At 60.5% G+C, this 12,914-nt stretch carries 11 protein-coding genes; 2 read left to right on the top strand and 9 right to left on the bottom strand.

Annotation, left to right across the window (positions count from 1 at the left end):
* Positions 1–345, top strand: a 345-nt coding sequence (locus ACS8YF_RS18565) for a hypothetical protein (RefSeq protein WP_440851600.1), incomplete at its 5' end; no start/stop codon positions are given.
* A 34-nt stretch (positions 346–379) separates the two neighbouring features.
* Here ACS8YF_RS18565 and ACS8YF_RS18560 read toward each other — a convergent pair.
* The 4 genes from ACS8YF_RS18560 to ACS8YF_RS18545 form a co-directional block, all read right to left on the bottom strand.
* Positions 380–664 (bottom strand): hypothetical protein, encoded by a 285-nt coding sequence (locus tag ACS8YF_RS18560; protein ID WP_440851599.1) that lies wholly within the window; start codon positions 662–664, stop codon positions 380–382.
* 263 nt (positions 665–927) lie between these two features.
* Entirely contained in the window at positions 928–2,130 is a 1,203-nt protein-coding gene (locus ACS8YF_RS18555; RefSeq protein WP_440851598.1) for a hypothetical protein, read from the bottom strand.
* Positions 2,131–2,414: 284 nt separating this feature from the next.
* On the bottom strand, positions 2,415–4,118 hold the full coding sequence (locus ACS8YF_RS18550; RefSeq protein ID WP_440851597.1) for a methyl-accepting chemotaxis protein: 1,704 nt from the start codon (positions 4,116–4,118) through the stop codon (positions 2,415–2,417).
* 719 nt (positions 4,119–4,837) lie between these two features.
* Complete coding sequence (locus ACS8YF_RS18545; protein WP_440851596.1) at positions 4,838–5,476, bottom strand: class I SAM-dependent DNA methyltransferase; 639 nt, start codon at positions 5,474–5,476, stop codon at positions 4,838–4,840.
* A gap of 342 nt (positions 5,477–5,818) precedes the next feature.
* Here ACS8YF_RS18545 and ACS8YF_RS18540 point away from each other — a divergent pair, with 342 nt between their 5' ends.
* Entirely contained in the window at positions 5,819–7,549 is a 1,731-nt protein-coding gene (locus ACS8YF_RS18540) for a winged helix-turn-helix domain-containing protein (protein ID WP_440851595.1), read from the top strand.
* A gap of 54 nt (positions 7,550–7,603) precedes the next feature.
* On the opposite strand, the gene ACS8YF_RS18535 is transcribed toward ACS8YF_RS18540, so the two are convergent.
* The 5 genes from ACS8YF_RS18535 to ACS8YF_RS18515 form a co-directional block, all read right to left on the bottom strand.
* Positions 7,604–8,917: an alginate export family protein gene (locus ACS8YF_RS18535; protein WP_440851594.1), complete on the bottom strand. Its 1,314-nt coding sequence runs from the start codon at positions 8,915–8,917 to the stop codon at positions 7,604–7,606.
* Positions 8,918–10,226: 1,309 nt separating this feature from the next.
* Positions 10,227–10,559 (bottom strand): hypothetical protein, encoded by a 333-nt coding sequence (locus tag ACS8YF_RS18530; protein WP_440851593.1) that lies wholly within the window; start codon positions 10,557–10,559, stop codon positions 10,227–10,229.
* Positions 10,560–10,669: 110 nt separating this feature from the next.
* A complete protein-coding gene (locus ACS8YF_RS18525; RefSeq protein WP_440851592.1) occupies positions 10,670–11,569 on the bottom strand; it encodes a hypothetical protein in 900 nt (299 codons plus the stop codon).
* Positions 11,566–12,480: a TIR domain-containing protein gene (locus tag ACS8YF_RS18520; RefSeq protein ID WP_440851591.1), complete on the bottom strand. Its 915-nt coding sequence runs from the start codon at positions 12,478–12,480 to the stop codon at positions 11,566–11,568. The genes ACS8YF_RS18525 and ACS8YF_RS18520 overlap by 4 nt, the downstream gene beginning before the upstream one ends.
* 138 nt (positions 12,481–12,618) lie before the next feature.
* Positions 12,619–12,914: hypothetical protein (locus ACS8YF_RS18515; protein WP_440851590.1), on the bottom strand; the 296-nt coding region annotated here is incomplete at its 5' end.

Raw genomic sequence — 12,914 nt, 5'->3', positions numbered from 1 at the left:
CGACGGGCCCTTGTGCACCGGGATGATGCCCGCCATTTCCAAGGCCGTGTATTCATCCAGAGCGCACGGCGATGCCGCGCGCCTCTGTGTACCGCTACCGCGACACACTTTTCCTTCGGCTACCGATTCACCCCGTCGGGGCTGCTCGACAACGAACCGGCCCGTTCGCGCCGCCCCCGGACAGAAATCGACTTTTCGTTATCGCTTGATGGCGATGATGGCCTCGATCTCGACGACCACGCCCAGCGGCAGCGATCCCATGCCGACGGCGGAGCGGGCGTGAAAACCGGCCTCGCCCAGGACCTCGGTGAACAGGTCGGAACAGCCGTTGCCCCCTTGGCGTGATGGCGGAAGTCGGGCTCGGCGTTGACCATGCCGGTTACCTTGACAATCTCGATGCGCGACAGATCGTCGACCACCGACTTGGCGACCGCCAGCAGTTTTGCAACCCGACGTTGCGCACCGCCGCATATCCGTCGTCGACCGGGGTGTCCTGGCTCATCCGGCCCGCGACCAGGGAGCCGTCGCCATTACGCAGGACCTGGCCCGACAGGTACAGCATGTTGCCCACCCGCTTGACCGGGCGGTGTTGCGCCAACGGGTCGGGCGCCGGTGGCAGGACGAGTCCCAGTGCGTCCAGTTTCTGTTCCGGCGTCGTGTTCACTCCTTGCTATCGAGGTTCACGGAGCACGCGGGTGTCTCCGGACACACGGATGCTGGCGCCCCTGCGCGGGCGGGATGCCGACTTCCAGACCGGGCAGCGGCGGCTCGAGTGCCCCCGATCGGCTCGAATTGACGCTTGCGCCGGATGCTATCGCAAGCCGCTGATCGGGCGCCGCGGCCATTCAGGAGCCGGCGCTGCCGCCCGCTGGCAACCCGCTGTTGTTCGTTGCGTCATGTCGCCGAATCGCCCCGCCCGCGGCGCCGCTAGCGTGATGAAGCGCTATCCCGGGTCACTTTACGGTGGCGCATGCGCTGTCGATAGCCGTAGGTGGCGTTGCGCACCGTGGCATCGCCCTCCAGGCTCAGGCCCAGCGCCCCCGTGATCGTCGCCACCGACGTGATCAGCCAGGCCAGCACCACGTAACTGTAGAGCCCGGCGGGATGCTGGAGCACCTGCTGCAAGTAATGGCCCGGAATGAAGATCAGGGCGGTCGTGAAAAACAGGCAGAAAAGAGCGACGTAGTAACAGGCGACGCCAATCAACAGCGTCGTCAGCGTGGTCGCGTTGTAGAGCCAGACCAGCGTGAATCGCGCGTTTGCACTGCGCGGCTCCCACAGCCCGTGCGCAATGGTGATCCACGCGATCATGGCGATGAACGACAGGGCCATCAACGCCAACAGACGCGCCCTGTCGTAGGCATCGCTCAAATGCCATAACGTCGGGAACACGAGGCCATAGGTACCCGTGGCAAAGGCGATGGCGACCACCCGTCTGAATGACGGCAGAATCGTCCAGGGCCGATTGGCGTACACCATGCCGAGCAACAGCTGGATATAGCCCCGCCAACGGCTCGCGGTCACGAATCGGACATCCACCGCGGAATCGTCGGGTGTCAGACGGCGAAGCGAAACGAACGGTCGCAGATAGCGACTGCCCACCAACTCGCGGGCATTCGCGCTGATCTCGCTGCCGTGCCCATACCGGTCCGCCTGCTGCGCGATATGAACCTGCTGGCGATTGCGTGCGGCATCCGAGCTGCCGTGATGCATTTCGTTGACGAGTTGCAGGATTGCGTCCTGCAATCGGCGCTTGAGTTGCAAGAACCCCAATGCCGGCTGCGAAAGCACACCCGTGCCATGCTGGCCGTCCGCTTCGGCGATCGTCAGCCTGCCATGACGCAACATCGGCAGATCGGTCACGCACACGACGTACTGCCAACCTCGCGCCTGCTTGATACGGCCGGCCTTGGCCAGAATCTGCCTAGTCTCGTCTTCGGCACCGATCAACGGGTCGGTGACGGTCTCGACATGCCAGGTCAGCCGGTCGTCGATGCACTGGTGGAGCCGTTCCGGCAAGCCCGCCACAATACGTGCGACCACGGCCTCGGGCAGATCGGGGGCCGGAATCAGCCCCAGCGTGGCCTCGCCGGTGAACGCCGGCGCATTGTCGTGTTCAGCCGAATTCATCGAGTTGCGTGATTTTTCGTATGTTGCAAACCGTTGCGCAGACGCACTTTATGGGCGCCGACGAGGATTGCAATGGGCCGCCCGGTCCGGGCCGGAACGACCGCAGACGCGCAGCACCCAGCCATACCGGTTCACCGGCGCCGGCTGAACCGCCGATGGCGGCATACTGGGGCCCTGTGCCGCACATACGGAACAGGGCCTGATGCGGGGGCCGTTTTTCTCGATGTGCCGGGGCCCCACGCACAAGGCGACGTGGCCCCCGGGTTTCGTTGCGCGAACCGGCCCTAGAACGTCGCCCACTGGTCGTCATCGCCAGAGGCAGGCGCCGCGACGGGCGCGGGCTTTGCAGCCTGTGCAGGCTTGCCGCCGCCTATCGCCTTCGCCGGCCCATTCTGGGACTGGCCCGCGTCCGGCTGCGGCGCCAGCGTGCGCATCTTTTGCGCGGCCCGGGCCGCCACCCGGAAGGAGGCAACCTGCGCCTTCAGATCCTCGGCCTGCTCTTCCAGCGAGCGCCCGGCAGCGGCCGATTGCTCGACCAGGGCCGCATTCTTCTGCGTGGTGTTATCCATCTCGCTGACGGCGATGTTGACCTGCTCGATGCCCGCGGACTGCTCCTTGCCCGCGGCCGCCATTTCCGACACCAGATCGCTGACCTTGGTCACCGACTTGACGATCTCCTCGAGTGTGCTGCCGGACAGCGCCACCTGGCTCGAACCGTCGGCCACCTTGGCCGAACTGTCCACCACCAGCGCCTTGATTTCCTTCGCAGCGTTCGCGCTCCGGCTGGCCAGGTTGCGAACCTCGGTGGCCACCACCGCGAAACCACGCCCCTGCTCCCCGGCGCGTGCCGCCTCCACCGATGCGTTCAGTGCCAGCAGATTGGTCTGGAACGCGATGTCGTCAATCAGGCCCACGATGTCGCCGATCTTGCGGCTGGCGGCGGTGATTTCCTCCATGGCCGCGACCGCGCGACCGACCACTTCGCCGCCCTCGTTCGCCTGCGAGCGCACCTGCCGCGCCAGCTGGTCCGCCTGGGTGGCGTTGTCGGCGTTCTGCTTGACGGTCGCGGTCATCTGCTCCATCGACGACGCCGTCTCCTCGAGGCTCGCCGCCTGTTGCTGGGTTCGGGTGCTCAGCTCGTCGTTGCCGGCGGCAATCTGCCGGGCGCCCACGCTGACCGAATCCGAACCGTCGCGCACCTTCGTCACGATGGCGGCCAGCCGTTCCTGCATTTCCGCGAGCCCCGTCAGCAGCTGGCCGAACTCGTCGCGGAACGGGTTGACGATTTCATTATCCAACCGCCCCTGGCCGATGGCATCCACCAGGCCTCGTGTCTGCTCCAACGGCCGGGTAATCATGCGAGTCATGAGCAGGGTCGTCAGAATCGTGACCACCACCACGAACCCCAGCAGGGCCCACATGATCACGTCGGCCTGCGAAGCAGACGCGATGCTGGCCGTATGCGCCCCATCGGCCTGCGTCACCTGCAGGCTACCCAGGTCACGTAACTCCGAGCGCAGTTGCCGAAACGGTTTGTCGACGTTGGAGGAATAATCGGTCATCGCCTGCTGGAAGTTGCCGGCCGAGGCAAGGCTGATGAAATGATTCATCAGCGGGAGAACTGCATGATAGTCGGCGATGGCTTGTTTCGCCTTCGCATGTTCGCTCGGACTACCGACCATCGCCGGATAGTACTTCCCCAGATTCTTTGCGATTTTCGTTTTGGCGCTATTGAGGAACGTCTCCAGATTCGCGGCAGATTTCGCATCTTTCTTGTTCATCACCCTCAATGCGCGCGCGTCGACCCGGCCCAACTGCAGGTTGACCTCGCCAAGATAATGCATCGCTTTCAGATTGCTGTTGAAAATCTGATTAGCGTTCTGCTGGCTGTTGTGCAGTGAATGCAAAGAGACCGCGCCCAGCGCGCAGACCAGCAACAGGATCAGCCCGAAGCCTGCGCCAAGTTTTGTTTTTACGCTTTTAAGCATTTAAATATGAGCTCCCATTCTTGGGTTGTATTCTGATAGAAATAATCCGCGGGTCCGGTCGGCCTCATGCTCTGTAAATCGCAAAAAGCCACTGGGGCCGTCTTTTTTTCGCCGTGGAAAGCCGGATAACCTGATAGTCACAGCAATATCGGCAGATACAGGAAAACTTTAGGCAGGCGGCGCATAAAAGTCGGCCGCTGGCGGGCAAGCTATGAGCCATATCGCCCAGTACGCCAATGCACGTGTCAAAGACCACTTTTACCGATTATGATGCCGATGATGCATTGCGGAACGCCCCTGGATGCCCTGAATGCATGGAATGCTGGCGCCCCGGAATACCGTTCGAATCAGGCGCACGCCCGAGTGCGAAACGCAGCATGAGGCCCCCGCCGGCCGTTCACGCGCCGCCCGCCCGGCGGGCGCCGGTCGCGGACACAGCGACCCGAGCGAACGCACTCGCTTCGGAGTGGCCCACGCAGTCGCGGCTATGGCACGTCGCCTGCCGCGATTTCATGCAACGCGCCGCAGGTGACCGTGTTGCGGCAAGACGAGGCGCGCGGGCCCCCGGCCACGATAAGCGCGCCGCGCCTGAAGGAGTGCGACAAAGGCCGGCGGCCCATCGGGATTACCGCACCGGGCCGATTGTCGGGCGCCGCCTGGTGTGCAACGACGACAGACCCGGGCCTCGCCCGACATGACGTTGCGACAACCGGGCCCGTTCAATCGGCCGTACGATACAGGTCGTAGTGAATATCCTGCGCCCGGCCGAACGCCTCATAGTGCGGCAGATACGGCTGTGGCTCGGAGTGATACAGCAGCGACCACAACCCCTGGGCCGTGACGGTATCCAGCGCGGCCTGGAATGCGTCGCCGTACAGGTCCTTGCGCTGCGTGAACAGGATCAGGCCGCCCGGCTGCACCACACGGCAGAGTTCGCGCATGAACGGCGAAACATCGCGGACGTAAGTCAAGGTACCAATGCACTGGGCGGCGGCGAACTGCCGGTCGGCGAGCGGTAACGGCTGATTGATGTCGCACTGGACAAGCCGGCGATAACAGCACTTGGCTTCGGCTTGCGCCAACGAAGCCACCGACAGGTCGAGCCCGACGAGGTGTTCGAACCCTTCGCCGGCGAGCGCCTGCCCGGTGAGGCCAGTACCGCAGCCCGCGTCCAGTATCGGCGCGGCACGAACCACCGGGTACTCGCCCAGGATGCGAGCCGCGACCTGGGGCGCCCGATATCCCATCGCGGCGAGATCCGCGTCGTAGGCCTGCGCCCAGTCGTCGTAGTACGACTGCAGCGCCTCGGGCGACGCATTCTGGATGGCCGCAAGCGCAGCGCGGTCCTGTTTTGCCATGGGTGGATCTCGATTCAAGTGATCGTCGGCAGGGCCCGGGCACCGCGCACGTTGGCCACTGCCCGTGCCGATAACGGCCGTGCCGCGCGCATTTTAGCGCACACAGGTTGCACACCCGAGACCCATACCGGAACGGCCCGGCAGCCGCGGCGCCGGGTGATCGTGTGGGCGCGGCAGCTTCGCCGGCGCGGGATGCCGCGGCCCGCGGGCGCTTTGCGAAACACAGGGCTTATCGGTTAGCTTGATTATCCAAGGGCCCCGGCAAGAACAGGCGAACCCATCGTCGGCACGGGCCCGCGCCGAGTACGGGGCTCGGGCCTGGAGTGCGTGGGGGACTGAACGATGTTGGACCCGGCTCAATATGGGGATTGGCGTTTTTCGCCGGATTTCGCTACCGCGGTCCATGTGGCGACAGGCGATGCCCTCAAGTTCACCGGCGCCGAACGTGCGTTGCTCGGCGTGTTCGTGCACCACGCCAATACGGTTTTGCGGCGCGAGCGCCTGTTCGATGCCATCGTCGGAGACGATCCCGAGATTTCCGATCGCAAGGTCGATTACATCATCAATAGCCTGCGGCGCAAGTTGCGCGATTCGGCCACCGAGCCGCGCTATATCGCAACCCAATACGGCGAGGGCTATCTGTGGGTTGCACAGCGCGTGCAGACGCGGCGCCCGTCCGCTGGCGCACTTATCGTCGTCGGCCCGGTTCGCGGTTTGCACTTCAGTGGGCACCTGGCCGAGGCCGGTTGGGCGTTTCTCCGTACGCTCATGCGACAACTCGATCGCGATACGGCCCAGCGGCACAAGGTCACGCTCGATCTGGACTGCCCCGCGCCTGAATGCTTCGAGGGCGAGCCCCCGCGATTCGCCGTACAGGTCAGTTTCGTCAAAAGCGCCGATCGATGCCTGGATTGCGCGGTGACGCTCAAACCTTTCGCCGCCCGGGTCATCCTGAGTGTCACGCGGCTACGCATCAGCGCGCCCGACCCGAAATCCCTGCCCTGTGGCCAGATCGCGGCAAACCTGGCCCGGCAGATCATTGGCGATATCCGGCGCAGCCTGACATACAACGAAAACGCCGCGACCGCGCCGGATGCGCAACCGCTGGCCATCGGCCTGCAACAAGCCGCGCTGCTGTTCGCCCAGAGCCGCCCGCAATGGGATAAGACCGCAGAACAGCTGGAAGCGCGCCTGCGCGAAAACCCGAATGACCACCAGGCCGCGGCCGCGCTGGCACTCGCCCAGCGCCGGCGGTCGATGGCCGCCAACCGGGCGGCCGAGCGCGAATATCGCGCGGCCCTGCGGGACAAGCCGCACGATCCCGTCAGCCAGTTGCTGCTCGCCACCACGCTGCATTCCAAGTATATATTCGCCGGCCGCGACATATTCGCAGGCCCCGAGCGGCACAGGCGGCATGCGGACGAAGCCGAAATCGAAGAACGGGTGCTGGCCGCGCTGCCCAAGCTTCAGGACAACCCCGTGTTCGTCCTGAACGCGGCCAAGCTGTTGTATTTCGTCAACAAGGCCCACCGGCCGCTGGCCCTGGAACTGGCGCAGGACGCGCTGCAGCAGACCACTGCGTTCGCGACGGGGTTTACCACCGTGGGCCAGATGTACGCCTGGGAAGCGCGCACCGACGAGGCACTGGCGCTCTACGACCAGGCGCTGGAACTCGCGCCTCGGGCCACGGACTTCCGCCTCTATGTGCAGATACTCCAATGCCAGGCCCTGACCGCCATCGGCGACCACGACGCGTCGGCGCTTGTCGCAACCGACATGTACCAGAACGTGCCCAGCAGTCGGGCCCATCTCGGCCTGTTTTTCGCCGCCACCGATGCCGTCGATCTGAACGCGACCCTGGAATGCATGCTCCAGGTGCTCGATATGGACGAAATCCGTGGACGGCTTCTGTACTTTCACTATCTGTCCGTACGGCATTTCATCCGACAAAATCACCGCCAGAATCTGATGCGCTGGCCGCTGGCCGTGCTTATGGCGCGGGTCGGTGAAGATTGCATACCCGACGAGATCCGCACCGACATGCCGCCCGGTTTGCGATCGCAAACCGGGTAACCCAGAGGCCGTCTTCAACCCGGCGCATGCACTACAAGCCCGGCTCGCGCCGGTTCAAAACCGCCAGACGGCGATGAGTTGGAAAAAATGATTGGTCTGGCGCGCGCCAATCAGCGCCGCCGCACCGGCGCCGGGATCGAAGATGACGAAGGACGGCGATATCAACACATTGGGCTTCGGCAACCAATCGACAAAGAAATCCCATTCCCGGGCGAAGTCGTCACTGACGCCCGCAGGCGTCTGACGGATGCGGTAGTGGAAAAACATCACCCCCGCGCGCCGCAGGCCGGGCGGATGCACGTACAACCCGACGTGCTGTATGTCGGCGTTGCGATTGAAGGGCCCGGTGTACACCCCGGCCACATCCCCCTGAATCCAGGTGCCGTATTGTCGGTAAAAGCCGTAGAACAGCGGATCGTAGCCTTCGAGCGTCCGCGTATCCGGGTTGTCACCGGAAAACGAACTGAAGCGATAGACCAGCTTTGGCGTCCACGGCCAGCCGGAAAAACGATAGGCCGCCTGTGCGTACCACGCCCAGGCCTTCACGCGGCGTGGCCGGCCCCGGACGGTCGGATGACCGCGCTGGAGCGTCCCCGCGAACGAGAACAATGCATGGTCCAGGCCCAGGCGGCTGCGGCCACGCACGCTGAACGTGTTCAGACCGGCCCGCGCAGCCCAAAGACCGTGAAATGTCGTCGAGTCGACGTCCGTGACCCGGAGATAAGTCGCCCCCAGGGCGTCGCCGGCCCCATCCGCGTAGGCCAGATCGGCCCCGGCCAGGTGCGTTTTGCCGGTCATGGCCTTGTCCGAACCGAGATAGAACGCCTTGGCGGTGAAGCCAGCGCCCAGGCGGAAGCGCGCAACCGCCGTCTCATCGAACGTTCGCCCGGTGCCAACGGCCAGCGCGCCGCTGTCGACCAGCCAGCCCCGGTCCAAGGTCAGGCCTTGCTTGCCGACCGACACATCGATCGCGTCCTTCACGCCGAAGAGCGTTCCGGAACGCCAGCCGACATAGGCCTGGTCGAGGCGCGCACTGCGATCGCCACCGTGTGAAACACCGGCGGCATCGCCATCGCCGTTGACGACCGTACCCAAGCCGGTGACCGCGCCATAGACCGTCGAACCGCCGGCCACAGGCAGCTTGCCGGACAGCCCCACTATGGCGGCGCTGAGGCTCCACGCCAGAGAACCGCGGCGCTGGCCGGAGTAATCATGCTGACTGGAAAACAGCCCCACACCCGCATCGAGTATGAAATCGAGCTTCCGCCCGCGCTTGCTCTGGTAAAGCGTGTACCCGGTCGCGACCCCGGGCATGCAGGCCAATACGGCCACTGACCAGATCAGCCCACGGGCGACTGCAAGTCGCACCGCCGGCGCCAAGCGTATTTCAGTGCACTCACGGCCGGTAACCAACCGGCGTCCGCGCCGGATGAACGGTCCTGGACGATGCATGCGCTATCGCTCCCCCGGAGTGCGCGTGACCCCCTTCACGGTCTCACCCAAGGGCACGGCGCGATCCCGCATGAAATCCCCGCGCGCGCCCCTCTTATTATCGTCTGGCGATTATGGCCGCCTGATATCCAGTTCTGCCCCACCGCTCCCCAGCCACGACAACGCATGGGAAGCGCCCCATCAGTCAACCGCCGTCCAAGGCGAACGCCAATATTTTTCCAACATTTGCGCCCTACGTTGGATTCGGGTTCAGCAACAGCACGGGTACCCCATGAGACTCATCAAATCACGTCGCACGCAACCGGGGCATCGCCCCCTATTCCGGAGCGGAACCGGCGACCTGAAATGCCCACACTGCCGGCGCGTTCTCTACATCAACTTCTACGAAACGTATCACGCCGCGCCGTGGGCCGCGACACGCGGACAAAGACAATGTAAATGCGGCTACCGCATGGCGTTTTAACACCACCGCCCTACTCTATTGCACGCGGAAGGCCTTGAATCGGCCAACCGCGACCCATCGCGCCATTTGCGTAGTCAACGCAAATGGCGGGTGCACATCACCGTTTGGCGACAAGAGGAACGTCGTCGAATGGTCGAATTCGCGGCACCAGCAGACGGTCCAGTCGCCGTCGAGTTGCGTGGTCGGCTCAGGTGATTGGGCCCGGTTTTGCTATTGCCGGTATGGGGCAAGACCCGCCCCGGCGCCCGACCCCATCAATTAACCGTGGTCTGTCCCCTTTTACCCTCAGCGACCGGTTGGGTGACTGCATTGCCCTGGAGTGGTCGCCGCTCCGTTGAGCGAAGGCTACCCAGCCGGCTGAACGGAGCCCACAGTTTGGTGCCGATGAATCCCGCACACCCTGACGATAGCAAAGCTTAAAAGAAACCGCTTAGCCGGAATCCGTCGTTGTGCATCAAACGAGGCCCGCTGTCTTGCTTGAAGCGAAGAGGCCAGAGCCGGTTGCGACTGCGAAGGCCGACTTTGCCGAAATACACCCGGCTTCGAGCGAAAGCGCATTATTCGAACAAGTGATTTGCTTCGACGGCCGGGCCGCGACGTAACGAAGCCGAGTGAGCCGTTTTCTTTGGCTACCAACCCAATGTGCGAACACAAACAACACAGTTACCCAACGCCTGAGCTCAGTTGACGCCAGAGCAGCCGAAGGCTGCGCAGGGAATCCGAAGCGCGCCAGCGCTTTGGAGGGTCAACTGCAGCGTCTCGTTAGGGTTGCTCTTGGCCACTTTTCCACCCTGTGGTCTGGTGCTCGAAAGGCCGCCACTCGCCGCGTGACCCCAGTCTTAACAAATATTCTGTAGCCGAACCTTCCTCCCAGTTATAGCGCTCGGAAAATTTATCCAAGAATCCCAGTACATGGTAGAAAGCTTGACCTGATATATCGTTGCAAAGTTCTTCTCCAATATAGTCACCGTTGAGTCCACGATACTCGTACAGTCGTTTATGTAACTGCAAGCAGAATTCGCTCACTATAGAATCCGCTATATCTTTTTCAACGCCAGTACCTTTTGCACTCTCTTCAATCATTGAGTCAGACATATCTATCCATACCCCCTAACGCCTAAGCTCAGTTGCCGCCGGAGCAGGCGAAGCCTGCGGAGGGAACCCGAAGCGCGCCAGCGCTTTGGGCGGTCAACTGCAGCGTACTGTTAGGCATCCACGTAAACTAAAATAGACGTCCCAACCGACGTGATACGGCAACTAGCTACCTTGTCTTCCCCGACCAAATGCGCCTCAACGAACCGCAACGATATCAATTCATTTATCGAATGCCTCAACCTATTTCGCTTGCCTTCGTCAGCAATGTTTTTTCGGGTTGAATATGCACGCGCAAATTCAGAAAGCCAGTCGGACGTGATTTTTGAACCTGCCGCCGAATAGCTCGACAAGGTGAAAGACGGCCAATCACGATAATCGCTTAATACAGTAAGAGCTTGCGGTGTAAGCCTTTCGATTTGCGATAGAGCATATTTATGTTGCTCAAAGAGCGTATCAAAGTCGTTGTTGATTACGTGCTGCAAGGCACTGGATAAATGCTCTGCAAGTTCGAGATCGGGCGGGGAGTCGTCGAGTATTCGTAAAATTTTATTGAAAATAGTATTGCCCTGAGGGCTCGACAAGAAGTCTTTTAGGCTACTAATTGCCTCGCTATTTTCGTCGTTTTTCTCAAAGTATTTAGATAGGAGGTACTCTTTCTTAGCATCGCGAAGATCGTTATCAACCGCTTCATTCCAATTCAGAAATTCGCTTATTACTTCCCCAATCTTGAACAGCCCAAGCGCTCGATCACGAATAACCTTGCGAGCCCTATCGCTTTTTATGCGTTTCTCCTCTCCAGGAGGTAACTCTAAAGATTCGAGGCGAGCATCCAGCGTCTTTTCTTGAGCTGCGAAATAATGAGTAGGCTCTTTGAGTATTTCCGTTTTTATCAGCTCGTCATCTGCCATTAAACTTTCCCATTGCCTAACGCCCGCCATCACCGGTGGCAAAACCGCAGCGAAGCGGAGGTTTTGGCATCCGGTGCATGGCTTGGTTAGATTTTCACTCAAACCTGATACCCAGCTGCTCTGAGATCTTTTATGAGCTCTTGTTTCCAAGAACCTTGCTCGTCCATCGTGATGTAAACCATACCGCTAATATCATTTGGAGTTTCGACATCGCCTTTGACCAGAGCGGCGACCCGAGGACGCCCGAGCTTCCCAATTAAAAAGCCATGCTCAAAAACAACATTTTGCCTCGCCCGATATCGACCGTTGGGCTGGCCAGCCTTCGCTCCAATATCACAAGGGGTATACAAAACGATTCCAAAACCAACATTTGAGTAGTACTCAATTTTCTCAATTATTGTTCGACTTGAGCTGGCCTGCATGTGCAGTATGATCGGCTCCAATCCAAGCTCAGCAACGAAATCCTTCATCTCCAGTTTAGTGATTTCATCGTGCCCATGGACAATAAAAACCTGAGAAGCATTGAATTCACCCGGAGCCGTAGGAATTATAGGCGGCTGAGCGGCGGCTCTATCCTTCAAAGCTTGGGAAGCTTCGACCTGCTGAGGCGTGAAATATCCCTTTCGGACCAATATGTCGAATAGTGGCTCATCTTTAATAGCCCAATGCGTTCGCGATAATTCCCATCGGCCAAGATCGAAATCAATACGCAGAGCTTCAATTGAACCAATAGGTAGACTGGGCAAAATTGTGTCTAACTCAAAATCAAAAACAACGGTGGATTGTCTCAGGCGTACATTGGTTATGTACCCGACCCGCGACTCCACCTCCTCGTTTTCAACCACAAATAACGAGGGGAAGCTTTTTAGTTCTTCGATAGCTTTATCATCTAAGAATTTATATCGCTCACTAATCTCGTCAGCGGTGTACTCGATAGCTACCCGGCTTCTGTCCAGCTCGAAAGGAGAGCTAGTCCAGCTCTCTGGATCATGCGAAATCAATAAGTTGAACAAGAATATCTCCTTCCGACTGACTCACCTGAAAAATCTAACGCCTAAGCTCAGTTGACGCCGGAGCAGGCGCAGCCTGCGGAGGGAACCCGAAGCGCGCCAGCGCTTTGGGCGGTCAACTGCAGCGCCTCGTTAGGTTTGCTAAGGGTACGTGCAACTGTGTACCGAAAGCGACCGATTTCCTCGCGGACTTTCTCTATAAACCAGAAGCTTGCCATTGCCAATAGGAAGGAACTTAGTGCCGTCGCTGCCTTTTAAATTAGAACATAACGTAGTGCTGTTAAAATCGAATTTAATCGCCAACGCTTCGGCAATCTTATTTTTATGATTATAAAACCCGGCTGAATTTCCGTACAGCATACCAAGATAAAACACGCAACCACCGAACCATAAGCTTTTAATAAAGGCGCTCTTAAATCCCTGGCTCGTATAAAGTA

It is taken from the genome of Salinisphaera sp. SWV1 (assembly GCF_052044155.1).
Lineage (GTDB): Bacteria > Pseudomonadota > Gammaproteobacteria > Nevskiales > Salinisphaeraceae > Salinisphaera.
The sequence above is the reverse complement of the archived record's forward strand: the minus strand, read 5'-3'. Positions and strand labels throughout refer to the sequence as shown.